The 22770-nt window shown below is 35.0% G+C and carries 23 protein-coding genes; 4 read left to right on the top strand and 19 right to left on the bottom strand.

Annotation, left to right across the window (positions count from 1 at the left end; translation table 11 throughout):
• Nucleotides 1-3: 3 nt before the first annotated feature.
• From nuoK to aspS, 13 genes are all read right to left on the bottom strand, one after another.
• Complete coding sequence (nuoK, locus tag DCO46_RS05360) at nucleotides 4-324, bottom strand: NADH-quinone oxidoreductase subunit NuoK (protein ID WP_026982591.1); 321 nt, start codon at nucleotides 322-324, stop codon at nucleotides 4-6.
• Nucleotides 324-863: an NADH-quinone oxidoreductase subunit J gene (locus tag DCO46_RS05355; protein WP_116751535.1), complete on the bottom strand. Its 540-nt coding sequence runs from the start codon at nucleotides 861-863 to the stop codon at nucleotides 324-326. The genes nuoK and DCO46_RS05355 overlap by 1 nt, the downstream gene beginning before the upstream one ends.
• On the bottom strand, nucleotides 863-1408 hold the full coding sequence (locus tag DCO46_RS05350) for a NuoI/complex I 23 kDa subunit family protein (RefSeq protein WP_116751534.1): 546 nt from the start codon (nucleotides 1406-1408) through the stop codon (nucleotides 863-865). Before DCO46_RS05350 ends, DCO46_RS05355 begins: the two co-directional genes overlap by 1 nt.
• 165 nt (nucleotides 1409-1573) lie before the next feature.
• Nucleotides 1574-2632, bottom strand: a complete 1059-nt coding sequence (gene nuoH, locus DCO46_RS05345) for an NADH-quinone oxidoreductase subunit NuoH (protein WP_207784949.1) — start codon at nucleotides 2630-2632, stop codon at nucleotides 1574-1576.
• On the bottom strand, nucleotides 2632-3663 hold the full coding sequence (locus DCO46_RS05340) for a 2Fe-2S iron-sulfur cluster-binding protein (protein ID WP_116751533.1): 1032 nt from the start codon (nucleotides 3661-3663) through the stop codon (nucleotides 2632-2634). The genes nuoH and DCO46_RS05340 overlap by 1 nt, the downstream gene beginning before the upstream one ends.
• 87 nt (nucleotides 3664-3750) lie before the next feature.
• The gene (nuoF, locus tag DCO46_RS05335) at nucleotides 3751-5118 is read right to left on the bottom strand and encodes an NADH-quinone oxidoreductase subunit NuoF (protein WP_116751532.1); all 1368 of its coding nucleotides are present in this window, start codon (nucleotides 5116-5118) and stop codon (nucleotides 3751-3753) included.
• Nucleotide 5119: 1 nt separating this feature from the next.
• Entirely contained in the window at nucleotides 5120-5650 is a 531-nt protein-coding gene (nuoE, locus tag DCO46_RS05330; RefSeq protein WP_116751531.1) for a complex I 24 kDa subunit family protein, read from the bottom strand.
• 77 nt (nucleotides 5651-5727) lie between these two features.
• Entirely contained in the window at nucleotides 5728-6966 is a 1239-nt protein-coding gene (locus DCO46_RS05325) for an NADH-quinone oxidoreductase subunit D (protein ID WP_116751530.1), read from the bottom strand.
• Between the two features lie 24 nt (nucleotides 6967-6990).
• Nucleotides 6991-7512: an NADH-quinone oxidoreductase subunit C gene (locus DCO46_RS05320; protein ID WP_116751529.1), complete on the bottom strand. Its 522-nt coding sequence runs from the start codon at nucleotides 7510-7512 to the stop codon at nucleotides 6991-6993.
• 1 nt (nucleotide 7513) lies between these two features.
• Nucleotides 7514-8062: an NADH-quinone oxidoreductase subunit B gene (locus DCO46_RS05315; protein ID WP_116751528.1), complete on the bottom strand. Its 549-nt coding sequence runs from the start codon at nucleotides 8060-8062 to the stop codon at nucleotides 7514-7516.
• Nucleotides 8063-8220: 158 nt separating this feature from the next.
• Nucleotides 8221-8586 (bottom strand): NADH-quinone oxidoreductase subunit A, encoded by a 366-nt coding sequence (locus tag DCO46_RS05310; protein ID WP_116751527.1) that lies wholly within the window; start codon nucleotides 8584-8586, stop codon nucleotides 8221-8223.
• Nucleotides 8587-8829: 243 nt separating this feature from the next.
• Nucleotides 8830-9024, bottom strand: a complete 195-nt coding sequence (locus DCO46_RS05305) for a cold-shock protein (RefSeq protein ID WP_007137066.1) — start codon at nucleotides 9022-9024, stop codon at nucleotides 8830-8832.
• A 287-nt stretch (nucleotides 9025-9311) separates the two neighbouring features.
• Entirely contained in the window at nucleotides 9312-11063 is a 1752-nt protein-coding gene (gene aspS, locus DCO46_RS05300; protein WP_116751526.1) for an aspartate--tRNA ligase, read from the bottom strand.
• A 156-nt stretch (nucleotides 11064-11219) separates the two neighbouring features.
• Between aspS and DCO46_RS05295 the strand changes: the two genes are divergently transcribed.
• Together DCO46_RS05295 and DCO46_RS05290 are read left to right on the top strand one after the other, a co-directional pair.
• Nucleotides 11220-12218 (top strand): TlpA family protein disulfide reductase, encoded by a 999-nt coding sequence (locus tag DCO46_RS05295; protein ID WP_116751586.1) that lies wholly within the window; start codon nucleotides 11220-11222, stop codon nucleotides 12216-12218.
• Between the two features lie 211 nt (nucleotides 12219-12429).
• On the top strand, nucleotides 12430-12777 hold the full coding sequence (locus DCO46_RS05290) for a toxin-antitoxin system YwqK family antitoxin (protein WP_116751525.1): 348 nt from the start codon (nucleotides 12430-12432) through the stop codon (nucleotides 12775-12777).
• Between the two features lie 121 nt (nucleotides 12778-12898).
• Here DCO46_RS05290 and DCO46_RS05285 read toward each other — a convergent pair whose 3' ends face one another.
• From DCO46_RS05285 to DCO46_RS05260, 6 genes are all read right to left on the bottom strand, one after another.
• Nucleotides 12899-14446, bottom strand: coding sequence for a PepSY-associated TM helix domain-containing protein (locus tag DCO46_RS05285; RefSeq protein ID WP_116751524.1), 1548 nt, complete (start codon nucleotides 14444-14446; stop codon nucleotides 12899-12901).
• 3 nt (nucleotides 14447-14449) lie between these two features.
• Entirely contained in the window at nucleotides 14450-14752 is a 303-nt protein-coding gene (locus DCO46_RS05280; protein ID WP_116751523.1) for a hypothetical protein, read from the bottom strand.
• 2 nt (nucleotides 14753-14754) lie between these two features.
• The gene (locus DCO46_RS05275) at nucleotides 14755-15087 is read right to left on the bottom strand and encodes a hypothetical protein (RefSeq protein ID WP_116751522.1); all 333 of its coding nucleotides are present in this window, start codon (nucleotides 15085-15087) and stop codon (nucleotides 14755-14757) included.
• A gap of 57 nt (nucleotides 15088-15144) precedes the next feature.
• Entirely contained in the window at nucleotides 15145-17511 is a 2367-nt protein-coding gene (locus tag DCO46_RS05270) for a TonB-dependent receptor (protein ID WP_243416255.1), read from the bottom strand.
• Nucleotides 17512-17771: 260 nt separating this feature from the next.
• Complete coding sequence (odhB, locus tag DCO46_RS05265) at nucleotides 17772-19016, bottom strand: 2-oxoglutarate dehydrogenase complex dihydrolipoyllysine-residue succinyltransferase (protein ID WP_116751520.1); 1245 nt, start codon at nucleotides 19014-19016, stop codon at nucleotides 17772-17774.
• A gap of 71 nt (nucleotides 19017-19087) precedes the next feature.
• Complete coding sequence (locus DCO46_RS05260; RefSeq protein ID WP_116751519.1) at nucleotides 19088-21859, bottom strand: 2-oxoglutarate dehydrogenase E1 component; 2772 nt, start codon at nucleotides 21857-21859, stop codon at nucleotides 19088-19090.
• 117 nt (nucleotides 21860-21976) lie between these two features.
• Here DCO46_RS05260 and DCO46_RS05255 point away from each other — a divergent pair, with 117 nt between their 5' ends.
• Both DCO46_RS05255 and DCO46_RS23040 read left to right on the top strand, forming a co-directional pair.
• On the top strand, nucleotides 21977-22528 hold the full coding sequence (locus DCO46_RS05255; RefSeq protein ID WP_116751518.1) for a hypothetical protein: 552 nt from the start codon (nucleotides 21977-21979) through the stop codon (nucleotides 22526-22528).
• A 53-nt stretch (nucleotides 22529-22581) separates the two neighbouring features.
• Nucleotides 22582-22770 (top strand): hypothetical protein (locus DCO46_RS23040; RefSeq protein WP_207784948.1); only part of this gene is annotated, 189 nt, incomplete at its 3' end.

Genomic DNA, 22770 nt, shown 5'->3' with positions numbered 1-22770 from the left:
CATTTATCCTTTTAAATTTTTTAAATTATCGATACTAATCGAACCTAAATTTCTAAAGATCGAAACTAAAATAGCCAATCCTACTGCTACTTCCGCAGCAGCAACTGCCATCGAAAAGAAAACAAAAACCTGCCCCTGAGCATCCTGATGATAAGTAGAAAAAGCTACAAATAAAAGGTTAACAGCATTCAGCATGATTTCGATAGACATAAAAACAATAATAGCATTTCGTCTGTACAATACACCAAAAACACCAATACAGAAAAGTACAACACTCAAAAAGATGTAGTTTTCGATACCTATTTGATTTAATATATTACCCATTATTTATTTAATTTTTCTTTTTTAGACAATAATACAGTTCCAATCATCGCTACTAAAAGCAAGACCGAAGCAAATTCAAAAGGTACCATATATTCGTTTAATAATATTTTACCCAGCACTTTTATAGATTGAAAATCTTCTCCTGTCGAATCGTATGCACCAACAATAGGTTTAGAATTGATAAAGATTGCAATCAAAACGATTACGATTAAACAAAAAGAAACAATAGCCCCCAAACGTGTAATCCTTGGTCTGTGAACATCACGCTGTTCATTCAGATTCATTAACATAATCGTGAAGAGAAATAAAATCATAATAGCACCCGAATAGACAATAATATGAACAATCGCCAAAAATTGGGAATTCAGTAATAGATAATGACCTGCAATCGAAAAGAAACAAATCACTAAATAAATAGCACTATGAATTGGATTTCTGCTAAAAATAGTAAGGAAGGCAGTAATTACCGTAATAAACGCTAAAACACAAAATATCACTCCCACAGGAGTTGCGTTTGCTAGATCAGGAATGTGTATCATTAGTTAGCGTTGTTAAGTTGTGAATTTTTCATAGCCATTTCTAAAGGCATTACTAATTTGTCTTTTCCGAAGATAAAATCCTCTCTTTCATAGCTCGCAGGAACTAAAACTTTTGAAGTCGTAAGGTAGATTGCATCTTTTGGACATGCTTCTTCACACAGGCCACAAAAAATACAACGTAACATATTGATTTCATAAATCGAAGCATATTTTTCTTCTCTGTACAAATGTTTTTCATCTGCTTTACGCTCCGCAGCTTTCATAGTAATGGCTTCAGCAGGGCATGACAAAGCACATAATCCGCAGGCAGTACAGTTTTCACGACCTTGTTCGTCACGTTTCAGCATATGCTGTCCACGATAAACCGGACTCATTTGACGTACTTGTTCTGGGTAATGGATTGTCACTTTTTTTCTAAAAAGGTGTTTAAGCGTTATAAACAATCCTTTTACAATCGCAACAAGATACAAACGCTCCAAAAAAGTCATCTCTTTGTTAGAGACCATTTTTTTTCTACCCGATAATGATATAGTTTCTATCGACATTTTTAACTTATGATTTACGATTTTCAATTTGAGATTAAACAAATTCAAAATCTATTTTATTTTTTATTTGAATCCCGAAAACTATCGGGACTGTATCCGCGTATCTTTTATTTTTAAAGGAAAAAATAAAGGATGCCGCTTCTGTCAGGGCTAGGCACCCGGTTTTTAGAACCCTAAGAAAACAGCTAAATCGTGTCTTAAAATTACAATCCCGGTCACAATAATATTTGCAATAGAAAGCGGAATTAAAATCTTCCATCCTAAATGCATCAACTGGTCATATCTAAATCTTGGAATCGTCCAGCGAACCCACATGTAGAAAAAGATAAAGAAACATATTTTAGCAAATAATACTGCCATACCTAAAACGTTAGCGGTATTTACACCTACGTTTTCTACCATCCACTGCATTCCGGGATAATTATATCCTCCAAAGAATAAAACAGCTATAATTGTAGCCGAGATAAACATATTTGCATATTCAGCAAATAAATAGAATCCCATTTTCATTGATGAATATTCTGTATGGTAACCACCGATTAACTCAGATTCACACTCTGCTAAGTCAAAAGGAGTTCTGTTGGTTTCAGCAAAAGCACAAATTAAGAAAATCAGGAAAGACAATGGCTGATAAAATACATTCCAGTTCATTCCTGACTGTTGTTCTGAGATTTCTTTCAAACTCAAAGTTCCGGTCATCATCAATAAAGCAATCATGGACAATCCCATTGCAACCTCATAAGAAACCATTTGAGAAGCTGCACGTACCGCTCCCATCAATGAGAATTTATTGTTAGAAGCCCATCCACCAATCATGATACCATAAACTCCAACAGAAATAACTCCAAAAACATATAATAAAGCAATATTTACATCTGTTGCCTGAAGAATAACATCACGTCCGAAAACATGAAGTCGGTCTCCCCAAGGAATAACAGCACTTGTCATCAAAGCTGTACTCATTGCAATTGCCGGCCCTACAACAAACAAAAATCTGTTTGGTGTATTTGGAAAAAATTCTTCTTTAGAAAATAATTTCATACCATCGGCAAGAGGTTGTAATAAACCACCCCAACCTGCACGGTTTGGTCCAACACGGTCTTGTAAAAAAGCAGCGACTTTACGCTCTGCCCAGGTAGAATACATCGCCATAATCATGGTTACCGCAAAAACTACAACGATAACAACACTTTTTTCTATAATAAACGCACCATCTACCATCATTAAGAAATTTTGTTGTTAGTATTTAATGGAATTTCAGCCATACTAATTTTTTTACGATCTTCATCTCTACCTAAAAGAATATTCTTTTCTGTAGCGATTTCTACTTTCTCTAATTTTTGAGTGTAGTTATTTTGATTGATAACAGAATCTTTTTCAAATTCTCTTGGTCCTTCAATAACCCAGTCATTAACGTCTTTGTGATCAAAACGACAGCTGTTGCAGATAAATTCTTCAACCTCATGATATTCGTCTTTACGACCCGTAACACGCTGAATTTCTCCACCAAACATCCAAACAGTTGTTTTTCCACAACATCCTGGGGTCGTACATTCTCTGTGTGCGTTGTAAGGTTTATTAAACCAGACTCTTGATTTAAAACGGAAAGTTTTGTCTGTTAAGGCTCCAACCGGACAAACGTCAATCATGTTTCCGGAAAACTCGTTGTCGATTGCTTTAGAAATTCCGGTTGAAATATTAGCGTGGTCACCACGATCTAATACTCCGTGAACTCTGTTGTCTGTCAATTGATCTGCAACCTGCACACATCTTTGGCATAAAATACAACGGTTCATATGTAGTTGAATATTTGGACCAATATCTTCCGGTTCAAATGTTCTTTTTTCTTCAATAAAACGTGATTTTGGGTTTCCGTGCTCAAAACTTAAGTTTTGAAGATCACATTCTCCAGCCTGATCACAAATTGGACAGTCTAGCGGGTGGTTGATCAATAAAAATTCTGTTACAGATTTACGAGCTTCCGTTACTCTGTCAGAAGATTTACTGTTTACTTCCATTCCGTCCATACATCCTGTTACACAAGATGCCATTAATTTTGGCATTGGTCTTGGGTCAGCCTCACTACCTTTAGAAACTTCAACTAAACAACAACGGCATTTTCCGCCGCTGCCTTTTAATTTTGAGTAATAGCACATGGCTGGCGGTACTAAATCTCCACCAATCATACGTGCAGCCTGCAGGATCGTTGTTCCTGGCTCTACGTCTATACTTTGACCGTCTATGGTTACTTTCATCTCTTATTTTTGTTTTTTTAGTTTCAGGTTTCACGTTTCACGTTTTCACTTGAAACTAAAAAAAACTTGAAACTTTAAACTATTTTTTTAAACTGTTTGTCTGCCTACTAAATGCTTTACTTGTGAAAAAGGTTCAGCAACAAAGTGATCTCTGTTTTTGATTTTTTCAGGGAAACGAACGTGATATTCAAATTCATCTCTAAAGTGACGTATCGCTGCTGCTACTGGCCAGGAAGCGGCGTCTCCTAGAGGACAGATTGTGTTTCCTTCAATTTTACTCTGAATGCTCCACAATAATTCAATATCTTCTTCACGGCCCTGACCGTTTTCAATTCTCCATAAGATTTTTTCCAACCATCCAGTTCCTTCGCGGCAAGGTGTACATTGTCCGCAAGATTCGTGGTGGTAAAAACGAGCAAAGTTCCAGGTGTTTCTTACCACACAAGCAGTATCATTGTAAACAATAAATCCTCCGGAACCTAACATCGATCCGGTAGCAAAACCACCATCACTTAAAGATTCGTAAGTCATTAAACGATCTTCACCGTTTGCTGTTTTGAAAATCAATTCAGCTGGTAAAATTGGCACAGATGAACCTCCAGGTACAAATGCTTTTAATGGGCGGCTTGAAGACATTCCTCCTAAATATTCATCAGAATTCATGAATTCGTCTACACTTAAACCTAATTCAATTTCGTAAACCCCAGGATTTTTAATGTGCCCTGAAGCAGAAATTAATTTAGTTCCAGTTGAACGCCCAATTCCAATTTTTGCATAATCGTCACCGGAATTGTTTACAATCCAAGGCACCGTTGCAATAGTTTCAACATTGTTAACCACTGTTGGGTTTGCCCAAAGTCCTGAAACCGCTGGGAAAGGTGGTTTGATACGAGGATTTCCCCTTTTACCTTCCAAAGACTCAATAAGTGCAGTTTCTTCTCCACAGATATAAGCTCCGGCTCCACAGTGAACATGAAGTTCAAGATCGTAACCTGAACCTAATATATTTTTTCCTAACCAACCGGCAGCTTTAGCTTCGGCGATTGCTCTTTCTAAAATTTTGTAAACCCACATATATTCTCCACGAATGTAGATATAAGACAGGTTTGCACCCAATGCATAACTTGACGTAATCATTCCTTCGATCAATAAGTGAGGAATGTATTCCATCAAATAACGATCTTTAAAAGTTCCCGGTTCTGATTCGTCTGCGTTACAAACTAAGTGTCTTGGTTTTCCTGATTTTTTATCAATAAAGCTCCATTTCATTCCGGCAGGGAAACCCGCGCCACCACGACCACGAAGACCTGATTTTTTTACTTCTTCAGTAACTTCATCCGGAGTAAGTGTTTTTAAAGCTTTTTCTACAGAAGCATAACCACCATTTTGACGATATACTTCGTAAGTTTTAATTCCAGGAATATTGATTTTATCTAATAATATTTTTTGTGACATATTATTTATCGTGTAATATTATTTTATCATCTCTGCAATCAGCGATTAACTGATCGATTTTTTCTTCTGTCAATTTTTCTTTGTAGAAATCACCTAACTGCATCATTGGAGCATATCCGCAGGCACCTAAACATTCTACACCGGCAATGGTAAACATTCCGTCTGCGGTTGTTTCTCCCATTTTAATGCCTAATTTTTCAGAAGTATAATCCATTAAATTTTCGGCACCATTTAAACAACAACAAGATGTCTGGCAAAACTCAAACATGTATTTTCCAATTGGTTTTTGGTTGAACATGGTATAAAAAGTAACCACTTCATAAACCTCAATTGGTTTTATCTGAAGAATTTCGGCAACTTTGTCCTGCAATTCAGTGCTAAGCCAGTTGTTATGCGCATCCTGCACTTCGTGCAAAACAGGCAGTAAAGCCGATTTTTGTTTGCCTTCCGGATAATGACTAATTAATTCATTGATACGAGCGATCAATGCCTCAGTCATATTTATTTCTTGTTTGTAATGTTTTCTTTCCATTTTTATTCTTTTTTTGCCACAAAGGCGCAAAGGCACAAATTTTTTAATCTAAATTCTACAATCTAAAATCTAAATTTTTAAGCGTCTAACTCTCCTGCAATTACATTTAAACTTGATAAAATAACAATTGCATCAGATAATAAAGCTCCTTTGATCATATCAGGATATGCTTGGTAGTAAATAAAACAAGGTCTTCTGAAATGTAATCTATATGGAGTTCTGCTTCCGTCTGTAACTAAATAAAAACCTAATTCTCCATTTCCTCCTTCAACGGGGTGGTAAATTTCTGCAACCGGTACAGGAACTTCTCCCATTACAATCTTAAAGTGATAGATTAGAGATTCCATATTAGTATATACATCTTCTTTTGGAGGAAGGTAATAATCAGGAACTTCTGCATGGTATTCATTTCCTGCAGGCATTTTATCCAATGCCTGACGAATGATGCTTAAGCTTTCCCAAACTTCAGCATTACGAACACAGAAACGATCGTAAGTATCACCTGATTTTCCAACAGGAACGATAAAATCGAAATCTTCGTATGATGAATAAGGCTGAGCTACACGAACATCGTAATCAACTCCGGCAGCACGTAAGTTTGGACCTGTAAATCCGTAAGCCATTGCCTGTTCAGCAGAGATAGCTCCAACGTTTACAGTTCTGTCAAGGAAAATTCTGTTTCTTTCGAACAGGTTTTCGAATTCTTTCCAGGCAGCTGGAAAATCTTCAAGGAATTTATCTAGCTTCTCAAAAGCAGCTGGAGTCCAGTCTCTTTCAAAACCACCAATTCTTCCCATATTGGTTGTTAAACGGGCACCACAAATTTCTTCGTAGATTTCGTATATTTTTTCTCTAAATTGAAAAACGTACAGGAAACCAGTATACGCACCAGTATCAACTCCTAAAATCGAATTACAGATTAAGTGATCGGTAATACGGGCAAGCTCCATCACGATAACTCTTAAATACTGTGCTCTTTTCGGAACTTCTATACCTAACAGTTTTTCTAAAGTCATCCACCATCCCATATTATTAATAGGAGAGGAGCAATAGTTCATACGGTCTGTAAGCGGTGTGATTTGATAAAAAGGACGATTTTCGGCAATTTTTTCGAATGCTCTGTGGATGTAACCAATAGTTGGTTCAGCCTCAAGTATTCTTTCACCATCCATCAATAAGATATTCTGAAAAATACCGTGAGTAGCCGGGTGAGTAGGACCTAAATTCAGTACAGAAAGTTCACTTCCGTCTTCGTTTAGTTTCTCCTTAATTATTTTAGCATAGCGATGCTCTGGTGGTAATAATAGTTCTGACATTTTATAATGTTGAATTATTTATTTTTAGCAATTTGTTGTTGTTCTTCCAAAGAATCTGTCGTCTTTATCAGTTCTTCCGCTGTCTTCCATTGGGAACTCTTTTCTCATCGGGAAAGAAAGCATTTCATCCATATTCAAAATACGTTTCAATTGTGGGTGTCCAATAAAGTTAACTCCAAAGAAATCGTATGTTTCTCTTTCCATCCAGTTTGAGCTGGGGAAGATATTTGAAATAGTTTTAATCTCCGGTTTTTCACCGTTAATATATACTTTGATTCTCAAACGTGTGTTTTCGTACCAGTTGTGTAAATGATAAACAATTGCAAATTGACGTTCAGTTTCATTATCCGGATAATGAATGCCGCATAAATCAGTTAAGAAATGAAATCGCAATTCCGGATCGTTTTTAAGAAACAAAATCAATGGTGTGATTTTATCTGCAGAAGCTTCTAAAGAAAAGATATCTCTTTCCTGCTGAAAGTTAAAAACATCATTATTGAATGTTTCTATAAGTTTATCTTGAATTTGGGTATTTTCTAAAGCCATCTTATGAAATATTGTATGATGCTAATAATTCTTGGTATTCTGGAGAACTTCTGCGTCTTACAGATTCGCTTTTTACTAAATCCTGAAGTCTCATAACACCATCTACGATTTGTTCTGGTCTTGGAGGACATCCGGGAACGTAAACGTCAACAGGGATTACTTTGTCAATTCCTTGTAGAACAGAGTAGGTGTCAAAGATACCGCCAGATGAAGCACAAGCCCCAACAGCAATTACCCATCGTGGTTCAGACATTTGTTCGTAAACCTGTCTTAAAATAGGCGCCATTTTTTTAGAAATAGTTCCCATTACCAATAACATATCTGCCTGGCGGGGAGAGAAACTCACACGCTCAGAACCAAATCGTGCCAAATCGTAATGTGAAGCCATGGTAGCCATAAATTCGATACCACAGCATGAAGTTGCGAAAGGTAGTGGCCACAATGAATTGGCTCTTGCCAAACCAACAACATCATTTAGTTTTGTAGCGAAGAATCCTTCTCCTACAACTCCTTCCGGTGGCGCAACCATATTTACTTTTGAATCGCTCATTTTTATTTTAGATTTCTGATTTTAGATTTTGGATTTTTTTGAAATCGTAAAAAGTAAAATCAATTTTTTAAATCAGTATTTATTCAGTTGAGTTTAAATTTTAAATTTTAATTTAAGATATCAATCTAAAATCAGAAATCTAAAATTTAAAATCGATATTATTCCCACTCTAATGCTTTCTTTTTGATGATGTAGAAAAAACCAACTAAAAGCAAGGCCATGAAAATAATCATTTTTAACATTCCTTCTATTCCAAGATCCTTAAAGTTTACCGCCCATGGATAAAGGAAAATTACCTCTACGTCAAATAAAACGAATAAGATTGCAACCAGGAAATATTTTACAGAAAAAGGAATACGTGCATTACCAACAGATTCGATACCACACTCGAAGTTTTTATCTTTAACTTCAGAAGTTCTTTTTGGACCTAATTTTCCAGAAATAATGATTGTTCCTACTACAAAACCAACAGCAAGAATAAGCTGCATTAAAATAGGAAGATAGCTGTATTGATCGGATTGCATAAACTTAGGGTTTTTACTTAAAAAATAAGCCACAAAGATAACTTCCAACTCTGTAAATCACAAGCTAAATGAAGATATAAGTAGGTGTGAAAAGTACGTTTATGTCTAATTTTTATTCATTATAAATAACTTTGTGCTTTTTTAGTATTTTTTTAAGATTTGGGCAAAAAAAAACGTCTCGAAATAAATCGAAACGTTTTTAAAACCATTCAGAGGCAAAAAAAATAAATTGCTATATTTTTCTTAGATTACTGCTACTTTAGCAGCAACTTTCCCTTTTCTTCCTTCTTCTTCTTCATAGCTTACACGGTCACCTTCGCGTAATTCTTCCGCGTTAATTCCTGAAGCGTGAACGAAGATATCTTTTCCTGTTTCTTCGTCTGTAATGAATCCATAACCTTTAGATTCATTGAAAAATTTTACTGTACCTGTACGCATTGTAATTGTAATAATAATTTATAATGAAGCAAATGTAATATATAAATTCATACAAAAGACAAGAAGGTGTTAATTTTTTGTAAAAATTATTGATTTCCAGTGTTTTTGCTGTTTATATTGCGTTCGTTTAAGTTACAAGACTTATTAAATGGCCATTATTAAAAATAGTTCAAAAAGTAGGAACTTTATGACTTTGAGGTTGAAATATTTATGGTCTTTTTGACTTTATTTATAAAAAAACGCAGCTAAACATTTAGCTGCGTTTTTTTCTGTAAGAATTGATTGGTTTATGCCAAATCAACTTTAATATGTAGTTCTTGTAATTGTGCATCATCAATTGCAGCCGGAGCATCAATCATGACATCACGGCCTGAATTGTTTTTAGGGAATGCAATAAAATCTCTAATCGTTTCCTGTCCGCCCAAAATAGCTACTAAACGGTCTAATCCAAAAGCTAATCCACCGTGGGGAGGCGCTCCAAATTGAAATGCATCCATTAGGAAACCAAATTGTGCTTTTGCTTCTTCCTCGGTAAATCCAAGATATTTAAACATTAATTGCTGAGTTGCTTTATCGTGAATACGAATTGATCCTCCACCGATTTCATTTCCATTCAATACCATATCATATGCATTTGCACGAACTTTTCCTGGTTCAGTTTCTAACAAAGCCATGTCTTCTGGTTTTGGAGATGTAAAAGGATGGTGCATCGCGTGGTAACGACCACTTTCTTCGTCTAGTTCTAATAATGGGAAATCTACAACCCAAAGTGGTGCAAATTCTTCCGGTTTACGCAATCCTAAACGGGTTGCTAATTCCATACGAAGTGCAGAAAGCTGCGCACGTGTTTTGTTTGCAGGACCGGAAAGTACGAAGATCATATCGCCTGGTTTTGCTCCTGTTGCTTTTGCCCAGTTCCCTAAATCATCCTGATCGTAAAACTTATCTACAGAAGATTTAAAAGTTCCGTCATCATTGCATTTTGAGTACACCATTCCGGATGCACCAACCTGAGGACGTTTTACCCAGTCAATTAAACCATCAATTTCTTTACGGGTATAGTTTCCTGCTCCGGGAACGGCGATTCCAACGACTAATTCTGCAGCATTGAATACCGGGAAATCTTTGTGTTGTGCAAATTCGTTCAGTTCACCAAATTCCATTCCGAAACGAATGTCAGGTTTGTCATTTCCATATGTTTTCATGGCATAGTCGTAAGTAATTCTTGGAAATTTATCTACTTCTATACCTTTAATTTCTTTTAATAAATGTCTTGTCAATCCTTCAAAAACATTCAGAATGTCTTCTTGCTCCACAAATGCCATTTCACAATCAATCTGTGTAAACTCTGGCTGACGGTCTGCACGTAAATCTTCGTCACGGAAACATTTTACAATCTGGAAATATTTATCCATTCCACCCACCATCAAAAGTTGTTTGAAAGTCTGTGGTGACTGGGGCAATGCATAAAACTGACCTTCGTTCATACGGCTTGGTACAACGAAGTCTCTTGCTCCTTCGGGAGTTGATTTGATTAAATAAGGAGTTTCAACTTCGCAGAAATCTAAATCAGATAAATATTTACGAACTTCCATCGCTACTTTATGACGGAAAAGCAAACTGTTTTTTACAGGATTTCTTCTAATGTCTAAATAACGGTACTTCATTCTGATATCTTCACCACCGTCAGTTTCATCTTCAATTGTAAATGGAGGCGTAAGCGCTGCATTTAGAATCGTCAATTCAGAAACTAAAATTTCAATCTCACCAGTCGGAATATTTTTGTTCTTCGCTTCACGCTCAATAACAGTTCCTTTTACCTGAATTACAAATTCTCTACCAAGAGTTTTTGCCAGTTCAAAAACAGTTTTATCGGTACGGCTCTCGTCGAAAATAAGCTGTGTAATTCCGTAACGGTCGCGCAGATCGACCCAATTCATAAATCCTTTATCGCGTGATTTTTGAACCCAGCCCGCAAGCGTAACTTCGGTATTTATATTTGAGGCGTTTAATTCGCCACAATTATGACTTCTATACATGATCTAAATTTTAGACTGCAAAAGTAAACACAAAAAATAAAATAATATAGTAAAGTGCTAAGTTGCTGCATATAAATTTGAAATATTTTGTTAATTGTTAAATTTGCAATTCTAATTTCTTTAGATTTGATACACCAAAAAGAAACCTTATTATCTATGAAGAAATTTTTTATTGCCGGTTTAGTCCTTTTTAGTGCTTTGAATATCAGTGCTCAATCTAAAAAATATGTCACTTTTGAAGCAGATATTGCAAATAGAAATAGCGATATTATCAAGATTATTAATGACGGAAAAGTTGTTAAGACGATTTATGTTAATGCAAAAGGTATTTTTAAAGATACTTTAGTATTGAACGGAGGAAGAGGCCGTATGTATGACGGTGTTGAATCAACCGAATTGTTTTTGAAAAATGGCTATGATATAAAGCTTAAGATGGATGCTAAACAATTTGATGAATCAATAGTTTATAAAGGTAAAGGAAGTTTAGAAAACAATATTTTGGCACAGCGTATTCTGGCCGATGAGAAACTTTATGATAATAGTGTTGTAAATTTAGATGATGCAGCTTTTAATAAATTAATTGATGCCAAAAAAGCAGCTGATGCAGCCCGATTAAATAATAAGGAATTGGATTCTGAGTTTGTAAAAATTGAAACTGAAAATGGACAGCAAGCGATTACTGAAATTACAGAACATCGTGACCAAGTGATGAAAATAGCGAAATTGAACAATACAGCATCACCAGATTTCGAATTTGAAAACCATAAAGGAGGAAAAACAAAATTATCAGAATTAAAAGGGAAATATGTTTATATTGATCTTTGGGCAACTTGGTGCGGGCCATGTCGTGCTGAAATTCCTTTTCTTCAAAAAGTAGAAGAAAAATATCACGGAAAAAATATCGAATTTGTGAGCGTTTCAATTGATGCTCCAAAAGACCATGATAAATGGCAAAAATTTGTAACCGATAAGCAACTTGGAGGAATCCAGCTTTTGGCTGATAATGAATGGAAATCTGATTTTGCAATAAGTTATAATGTGATTTCTATTCCACGATTTATTTTGATTGATCCACAAGGTAAAGTTGTCAATTCTAATGCTTCAAGACCTTCATCTCCAGAACTTTTAACACAGTTAGATTCATTATTGAACTAAAATATTTACGAAATTTATAACGTTATCGTAAAATTGATTTTTTTCTAAAATATCAGTAAAACCAATGCTTAAGCGTTGGTTTTTTTATTTTCAGGGATTTCCCAATGTTAAGCTTTTAGTCAATGTTACCAAATTGTTAAGTAAAAGTTTTTTTAATGTAAACATTTAATTATATTTGATAACGATTTGATAACATTAAAAACCTAAAGATATGAAAAAGTGTGTGATTTTAGTTGCAATGATGTTCTCTGGAATTTTAGTTGCACAAGAGGTAAAGCCAGAATTAGAAGCTGTGGGAAATAAAGTAAAAGCTACATATTATTATGAAAATGGTAATGTTCAGCAGGAAGGCTTCTTTAAGGATGGTAAACTGGATGGTGTTTGGGTATCGTATGATGAAAAAGGAAATAAGGTTGCCGTGGGAGAATACACAGACGGATTGAAAACGGGAAAATGGGTATTTTTTAATGAAAAAAACCTTTGTGAAGTTTCTTATGAGAACAGCAAAGTTACTTCAGTTAAAAATTTACAGAAAAATGCTTTAGCAAATAGAAACTAAAAATTTCAAAAAATAAAAAAGAACCGCTTCGTATCTGGAGCGGTTTTTTTTTGTCTCATTTTTTCTAAGGAAAATAAAAAACGCGGAGTATGTCCGGGTTTTTCTATAATGGTGTGAAAAATTATTCACTTTTTACTTTTTTCAGTTTAAATGAAACATACAAGGTAATAGAAGCCAGTACAATCCAGAAAATATCGACAAAAAAGATCTGAACTTCATTTGCTGCAAAAGTTTTCCAAAACCAGTTTCCTGTACAGATGCCATTTGCAATTGGGATTAAAAATCCTAAAATACTTCCTGAAATTAAACTCCACTTATTGGTGAAGTTAATATCTCTCTTTAAAAGGAAGAATATGATTAATACCAGCCAGGTGATAAAGTAAAGACTGTAAATATTAGTCTGTCCTAAAGGATGAAATACTTTGGTACCAATAAATGCTAAAGCAGTTACAGGATACATGCTCAAAGAAATGGCCAGATAAATACGGGCAACTGAATTATTAAAACGGCGTTTTTTTTCCGGCATGTTTTTCTTATCCCTTGCTACCAGCCAAATCATAACTCCTGAAATTATAACGAAGCAAGTAATAATTCCCAATATAAAACTGATGATTTTTAAAGCATAGCCACCATAATCACCAAAGTGAATTCGGTATAAAACATTTTTTACCACATCCAAATACTTGTTTTCTGTAATCGGATCTTTTTTTGCAATAATTTTGCCGTCTGCAATTTTGTAAATTACTTTTCCAACAGCAGTAAACTTTTGGTCATATGGCATTTCTCCATCAACCAGGATATGCATATTAGCATCGCCGTAATTCTTAATTTCGACGCTTGTAATTTCAAAATTTTTCCAGTTGCTTTTTGCTTTGGCTACAAATTCATTTATACTGAAAGGATTGGCTGTTTTTTTATTTTCAAATTTAAAAGCAGGTTCATTATATTCTAAATCTTCGTACAATTTGGTGTCATCTCCTTTGTATAAAGCCATTACAGCCGGTGCAACAATTACCAGTTTAATCATAAAGAAAGCTCCGGTAACAGCATAAACAAACTGAAACGGCAGACCAATCATTCCTAAAGCGGTATGAGCATCTGTCCACAATGTTTTTAGTTTTTCTTTAGGGCGAAAAATGTAAAAATTAGAAATAATTTTATTCCAATGCAGTAATACTCCGGTTATGATCGCAAATAAGAAAAACAATGCGATAAAACCTGAAAGATAATAACCAACAGGATAAGGTACTTGTGCTAAAAAGTGAAGGCGGTACAGGAATTCACCTAGCGAATAGGATTCTTCGTAAGTCTCGGTTTTAAAAGTTTTAGTGTCTAAATAAAAGAATTGTCCCTCTTTTTGTTTGGCGGGAGCCAAAGTATCCTGGGTTCCTTCCATATAAACATTGACACGTCTCTCGTTACTGGCTTTTGAAATCGAAATATTTCGTCCTGCTAAAATATGTTTTTTGTCTAACGTTTTTAATGCAGTATCATAGTCAAGCTCAATTTCCTTGGTTTGCATAACAGATTCACTGCGTTCCCAATTGATGATCTCGTCTCTGAAAAAAGAAAATGACCCGGCAAAGAAAATGACAAATAATACAACGCTAATAACAATACCACTTACAGTATGCGTATGAAAATAGATATTATAGTTTCTGTTATTCATGAATTATTTGATAATTGGGTTAGCGGTTTGACCAAAATAGATAATACCACAAAAAAGTAAGGTAAGCAATAAATAAATTCCCCAGATTTTCCAGCCGCTTTTGGCAAGAAATGCAATAACCATTAATACAACCCAAAGGATAAACCCACTATAAGCCATTGTTATAAGTACATTAGCACGGTTCAGCCATGAAGCTAGGGCCAAATGAAAAGTTACAGAAACAAAATAGCCACCAAGTATAGCAGCTGTTATTTTGAGAAAACGCTGCCACTTTGACTTCGTCAGATATTTAGGATTTGCAGGCATATTTAATAGTAATAAAATTCTAATAGTCCGGCCAATACAAAAAGTACAGCGACAGTTTTACTGTTTAAAACCTTTAAAGGTGATAAAATAACAATCAGGCTTCCAATAGTCATTAACTGAATAAAGAAAAACAAAGTGCCTGATCCTAATGATTTACTGATTAGCCACAACGAATAAGAACAGAGAAGTAAAACTAATCCTGAAATTTTGGTTTCCTTAGGATTATTATTCATCCATTTCTCAATACCATAATCATAAGAAAGGACTGCTCTCTTTGAAGTGTAATAAAACATATAAAAGGAGATAAAAACGAGAAGACTGGCTATTGTTATCATGATTTTATAAATTTGAAAAACACCTTTCTTATGAGAAAGGTGTTTTTTGATACTATATTAGAATTTGTAAGCAACAGATCCCATGAACACTCTTGGCGACTGAACGTTAATAGTGGTATATCCGTTAAAATATAATTCGTTTGTTAAGTTGTTTACTTTTAATGATAATCTGTATTTAGGCTGATCATAATATAAAGCAGCATTTACAACCGCATATGATGGCAATGTAAATGTCTGAGTTGTCGTTGTGTTTGTTGCTGTGTCAGTAACATTTCTGTTGAATGCGTATGTTTTATCAGCAAAATTTCCTCCGAAACCAAACCCTAAACCTTTTAATTTACTAGTTTGTAAACTGTAACTGATCCAGTAGTTTATTAAGTTTTCCGGACCTGCAGTTTCCGGACGTAGTCCGTTTACTTCCGGGTTTGCTTCATTTAATTTACTATTATTGAAAGCATAACCAAAAATGAAGTTTAATCCTGAAACAGGGTTTGCAGTAATCTCAGCTTCAAAACCTTTACTTGTCTGATTTCCGTCCTGAACATTTGTGTTTGCAACTGGCCCTGTTCTTACAATGTCTTTTACTTCGATGTTGTAATAGCTTAAAGTTGCACTTAATTTATTTTGAAAGGCGTTTAGTTTTACCCCTGCCTCAAATTGATTTGCTTTTTCAGGATCAAAAGCTTCGATAGTTCCTCCTGTAGTCATTAAGTATCCCACATTTTTGAAACTGTTTTGGTAATTTCCAAAGATAGAAACCTGGTCTTTTACAATTTGATAAACTAAACCAAATTTAGGAGACAATGCATTTTGAGAATAATCTCCTGCTTGTGTATTAGCAGCCGGATCAAAAGTTCCGTCATTTTGGAAGTGATCAAAACGCAAAGCTGCAGAAAGAATTAACTTATCGGTTACATTTACAACATCTGCTACATAAGCACTATAAGTTGTTAAAGTTGTAATTGCTTTGTATGACGTTCCCTGAGCAAAACGTGCTTCTGCTGCTTTAGGATTAAAATCATAATAATTTGCATTTGCTGCAGTATAATCTACTTCGTCAAAAAGGAAGAATGTTGGCAAATATCCATAACCTGTTTTGCTTTCTAAACGATATATATCACCACCAATCAAGGCTCTGTTTTTCATTCCAAATAAATCAAATTCTCCGTTGAAGTTTTGTTGAAACTCCAAAATGTTATCACGTCCGTCAATATTCCATACGTTTCTGGACATTTTGTTATTTCCTAATAAATAAAACCATGTTTGTGGCCCTTCTGACTGGTTTGTACTGGTACTTAAAACAGTTTGAGATTTCCAGTTGTCTGACATTGTATAATCTGCCTGTGCAAAAATGTTACTCGTTTTAGTATTCATCATGAATTCACCACCAGTAAATGATCTTTTCCAGTTCATTTTGATGTCTTTTGCATCATGTAAACCAAGAAGATCAGGTGTTGCTCCAAAAGGAATGTATATTAATGGCATTGATGAAGCATCTACATTAGATAATTCAGCATCAATTGATATTGTTAATTTATCATTTACTTTATAAGAGAAAGAAGGAGCAAAGAAATAGCTTCTTGTGTGTCCGTAATCCTGAAAAGTATTTGCATTATTGTAAGCTGCATTTATTCTCAAAAGTGCAGTATCGTCATCATTTAAGGAAGTGTTTACATCAGCAGTTAACCTGTTTAAGCCATAACTTCCCGATTGATATGAAATTTCTCCACCAAATTGTTCAGTTGGTTTTTTGGTTACTCTGTTAATTAATCCTCCATAAGAAGTCAATAAGCTGCCAAATAATGTTGCCGAAGGGCCTTTAATACTTTCTAATCTTTCTAAGTTTGAAGCATCAACGTTATTTGTAATTTTTCCGGCTATTCCGTTTCTTAATAAACTTTGAGTTACAAATCCTCGCATCGAAAAGTAAGATCCACCATCACCAACACGACCTGTTGAAGACCAAAGCTGGTATAAACCCGGTACGTTTTTTAAAGCCTCGTCTTGATTAACTACCAATTGATCTTTCATTAAATCTTTAGTAACTACGCTATAAACCTGAGAGTTTTCAAGATTTTTAATAGACATTTTAGAAACATAGCTGCTTTCAGATTTTGTATATTTATTAGCGTTTCCTTTTACAAAAATTTCTTCTAATTGCTCTGAATTATTGATAATAGTAAAATTCTTTGTTAAAACTTCACCTTCATTTACATTAATATTTTCTTCTTTTGATGAATGACCAACAGCAGAAATTCGAATCGTGTAATTTCCCGGAGTAATATTTTTTATTTCATAAAATCCCAGATTGTCAGTTACAGTTCCAATTTTAGTTCCTTTTAGAACTACAGAAACGTTGTCGGCAGCTTCATTATTTGATAGGCTTATTTGTCCTTTTATAGTTGCTTTTTCTTGTGCTGACATTGTATTTGAGGCACACAAAATGAAGAAGAAACTTAATATAGAAAGTATAGATTTAAAGTTCATTTTTATTTAGAATTGATTTTAATAGCGCAAATGTAGTAGTTGGTTGCTAATAATCCAAGTTATTCTTATTTATTCTAAATAATTTTTCAATCGATTATTTTTTAATGAGAAAAAGTGGTTTTAATTGTTTGATTTAAATAAAAAAAACCTGCTCAAATGAATGAACAGGTTTTAAATTATATTGAAAATTATTCTGATTACAATTCTAAAGCACGTTTAGCATCGCCATTCATTAATAATTCTAGTGGATTTTCTAATGCTTCTTTCACAGCAACCAGGAAACCAACTGACTCACGTCCGTCGATGATTCTGTGGTCGTAAGAAAGGGCAACATACATCATTGGGTGAATTTCAACTTTTCCGTTTACAGCAATCGGACGCTCAATAATGTTGTGCATTCCTAAGATTCCTGATTGAGGAGGGTTGATGATTGGAGTAGATAACATACTTCCGAAAACTCCACCGTTTGTAATTGTAAAAGTTCCTCCAGTCATATCGTCTACTGTAATTTGACCATCACGAGCTCTTAAAGCCAATCTTTTGATTTCAGCTTCAATTCCACGGAAAGTTAAAAGTTCAGCATTACGAACAACAGGAACCATTAATCCTTTTGGTCCTGAAACTGCGATAGAGATATCAGCAAAATCGTAAGCGATTTTGTAATCACCATCCATCATTGAGTTTACATCCGGATATAATTCTAAAGCTCTTGTAACTGCTTTTGTAAAGAATGACATAAAACCTAAACCAAGACCACCATGTTTTGCTTTGAAAGCATCTTTGTATTCATTACGAATTTGGTTGATTGGCGTCATGTTTACTTCGTTGAAAGTAGTCAACATAGCCGTTTCATTTTTAGCCGAAACTAATCTTTCTGCTACTTTACGACGTAACATTGATAATTTTGTACGTTCAGACCCACGGCTTCCTCCTGTTGGAGTTCCCATTGAAGGTACTGCATTTACAGCATCATCTTTAGTGATTCTTCCTCCTTTTCCAGTTCCTGAAACTGTTGCCGGAGCAATATTTTTCTCGTCTAATATTTTTCTTGCTGCAGGAGATGGAGTTCCAGCTGCATAACTTGGTGCTGCTGCCGGAGTCGGAGCTGCTTTCGGAGCTTCCGCTTTTGGAGCTTCTGCCTTTGGAGCTTCCGCTTTTGTTGCCTCAGCCGCTGGTGCTGCCGGAGCGTCCCCTGCAGGTTTTGCAGCATCTGTATCAATTAAACAAACTACAGCACCTACAGCTACTGTGTCACCTTCTTCAGCTTTTAGTGTAATTATACCGCTCATTTCAGCAGGTAATTCAAGAGTAGCTTTGTCTGAATCAACTTCAGCTATAGCCTGATCTTTTTCTACATAATCTCCGTCTTTTACTAACCAAGTTGCAATTTCAACTTCTTTTATTGATTCCCCTGGTGATGGGACTTTCATTTCTAAAATCATCTTTGTTTTTGTTTAAGGTTTTTATGGTTTCAGTCCCGATAGCTATAGGAACAGAAACTTGAAACATTTTTTTATCTGAATAAATCTTTATCGAAAACCATTCTAATTGCATCTGCATGACGACGTTTTGCACGTGTATAACTTCCTGATGCTGGTGCAGCATATGCTTTTAATGACGCTAATCTCCATTTTACAAGGTCAAAGTTCATCAACATAAAGCTGTAAGCTCCCATGTTTTTAGGCTCTTCCTGTGCCCAAACATAATCATCTGCATTTGGATATTGAGCGATAATTGCTTTTAATTGCTCAACCGGCAATGGGAATAATTGCTCGATACGAACAACTGCAACGTCTTTTCTTCCGTTGTTTTCTCTTTCTGCAGTAATATCATAGTAGAATTTACCTGTAACGAAAACTAAAGTTTTAACGTCTTTTTTGTTTACCGTAGTATCGTCAATTGTTTCCTGGAAACTTCCGTTTGCTAATTCTTCAACTGTTGATACGCATCTTGGGTCACGCAATAAACTTTTTGGAGAGAAAACTACCAAAGGTTTACGGAAATTCGTTTTCATCTGTCTTCTCAACAAGTGGAAGAAGTTGGCTGGCGTTGTACAATCTGCAACATACATATTTTGTCTTGCGCAAAGTTGTAAGTAACGTTCCATTCTTGCAGAAGAGTGTTCAGCTCCCTGTCCTTCATATCCGTGAGGCAATAATAAAACAATACCATTTTGGTTGTTCCATTTATCTTCTCCACAAGAAATGTATTGGTCAATCATAATTTGTGCACCGTTAGAGAAATCTCCAAATTGTGCTTCCCAGATTGTTAATGCTTTTGGATTTGCCAATGCATATCCGTAATCAAAACCAAGAACTCCATATTCTGATAAAAGTGAATTGAATACGCCGAATTTTCCTTTTTTGTTTTCGATAGCATCTAATAGAATTACTTCTTCTTCAGAATCTTCTACTTTAACTACAGCATGACGGTGAGAGAATGTACCACGTTCAACGTCCTGACCTGAAATACGAATATCAAATCCTTCTGTTAAAAGCGAACCGTATGCCAGTGCTTCTGCAGTTCCCCAATCGATAGTATTATTGTCGTATCCTGTTTTTCTGTCCGTAACAATTTTGGTTATTTTGTTGATGAACTTTTTATCTGAAGGTAATGTTGAGATTGTATTGATAATCGAATCCAGTCCTTTTTTGTCAAAAGTAGTATTTACTTTTTCAAGCATTTGCGTATCTGTTACCTGAACAAATCCGTCCCATTCGTTTTTCATGAATGGAGTAATGATAGTCAAATCTTTTTTACGGGAAGCTTCTAAATTCTCCTCTAAATCAGTTTTGTATTCTTTTTCTAAAGCATTTACATAAGAAGCATCAATTACGCCGTCAGATAATAATTTCTCAGCATAAATATCTCTTGGATTCTTATGTTTTGCAATGATTTTATATAAAACCGGTTGTGTAAAACGAGGTTCGTCACCTTCGTTATGACCATATTTTCTGTATCCTAATAAGTCAATAAATACGTCACGGCCAAATTCCATTCTGTAATCTAATGCGAAAGAAACGGCATGTACAACAGCTTCAGCGTCATCAGCATTTACGTGTAATACCGGCGAAAGCGTAACTTTGGCAACGTCTGTACAGTAAGTAGATGAACGGGCATCTAAGTAGTTAGTTGTAAATCCAACCTGATTATTGATTACAATATGAATGGTACCTCCGGTTTTGTAACCATCAAGCTGAGCCATCTGAATGATTTCATACAAAATACCCTGACCTGCAATTGCAGCATCACCGTGAACGGCGATAGGTAATACTTTTGAGAAATCATCTGCGTAATATTTATCTTGTTTTGCTCTGGTAATTCCTTCAATAACAGCTCCAACCGTTTCAAGGTGAGAAGGGTTTGGTGCTAAGTTGATATTGATGCTTTTTCCTGATCTTGTTTTCTTGTCGGCAGTAAGACCTAAATGATATTTTACGTCACCGTCAAAATATTCCTGATCGTAATCTTTTCCGTCAAACTCACCAAAGATATCCTGAGTAGATTTTCCGAAGATGTTTGCCAAAACGTTCAAACGACCACGGTGAGCCATTCCCATTACGAATTGTTCAACACCTTTTTCAGCCGCTTTTTCGATTAAGGCGTCTAATGCAGGAATGATGGTTTCACCACCTTCTAATGAGAATCTTTTCTGACCTACATATTTGGTATGTAAGAAGTTCTCAAAAGAAACGGCCTGGTTTAATTTATCTAATATGATTTTCTTTTCGTCACCGGAAAAACTTGGCTGGTTAACATTTACTGCCAGTTTATCCTGAATCCATTTTACAACACCGGGATTTCTGATGTACATATATTCAATACCAATATGCTGACAGTAAATAGCTTTAAGGCGATTTACGATATCCTGCAAAGAAGAAGGTACCATTCCGATTGTCTGAGCAGCATCAAAAACAGTTGAAAGGTCTGCAGCTGATAATCCGAAATTTTCGATATCTAAACTCGGAGAAGAAATTCTACGGTCGCGAACAGGATTTGTTTTAGTAAACAAATGCCCGCGTGTACGGTATCCGTCAATTAATTTTAGAACATTAAATTCTTTCTTAAGTTTTTCTGAAACCTGACTGTAATCAGTATTAGTGTTTACATATTCGACAATTTGTTGAACCGGATTTTCGTCATTGTAAGTCGTCATTCCAAAGTCAAAACCTTGAAAAAAACTTCTCCAGCTTGGCTCAACACTGTCCGGGTTTACTAAATATTGATCATATAACTGTGCGAAAAACTCTGTATGCGCTGCATTTAAAAATGAAAACCTATCCATAATATTAGTTGAATATACTTTTTGTTTAATAGAATGGCAAAAGTACAACAATCGCATTTATTTAAATCTTTTTTTTAAGTACTTTTACGTAAAAATTTGTTAAAATAAACGTTAAGTATGAATAGAATTGTATTTTCAATCGATTGCAAATCTCTTTTTGTGATATTGACAGTGTTATTTTCAAGTTATGCCTCTGCACAACAAAATTATGTTATAGATAACAATAATCATTTTTGGGAGAAGGTTCAGTTTGGAGGAGGGATTGGTCTCGGAATTGGTTCCGGATATACCGACATTTCAGTTATGCCAAGCGCTATCTACAATGTTAATGAAATTGTTGCTGTTGGTGTCGGATTACAGTTTGGTTATCTGGCTTCAAAAAACTACTACGATTCATTTGTTTACGGCGGAAGTTTGATTGGCCTTGTGAATCCGATCCCTGAAGTTCAACTTTCTGCAGAATTAGAACAGGTGCGCGTCAATACAGATTATGAAGCAACCAATTACAGACCGGCATTTTCAGATAATTTCTGGAATACGGCCTTATATCTCGGAGCCGGATACAGAACCGGAAACGTTACAATAGGGGCACGTTACGATGTTTTGTTTAATGATGAAAAAAGTCTTTATGGTTCAGCATTTATGCCTTTTGTGAGAGTATATTTTTAAAAGGTGCTGAGGCACTAAGGTTCTGAGGTTCTAAGATTTTTAAATAGAAAAATTTGAAGAAGTATATTTTTATAATTACAGCAATTATAACTTTAAGCTGTAACAACTCCAAGACAATAAAATCTGATAATAAAAAGGTTGTAAAAAAAGAATTACGACCTTTTTTTGATTCAGATGAAATTGATCATTATTATTTAAATTTTTCAGATCATGACTTTACAGAACTAATAAGTAAAAATAAA

This window comes from Flavobacterium sp. HTF (assembly GCF_003105115.1).
In the GTDB taxonomy this organism is placed as follows: Bacteria; Bacteroidota; Bacteroidia; order Flavobacteriales; family Flavobacteriaceae; genus Flavobacterium.
This window is presented reverse-complemented; position numbering and strand designations above follow the sequence as displayed.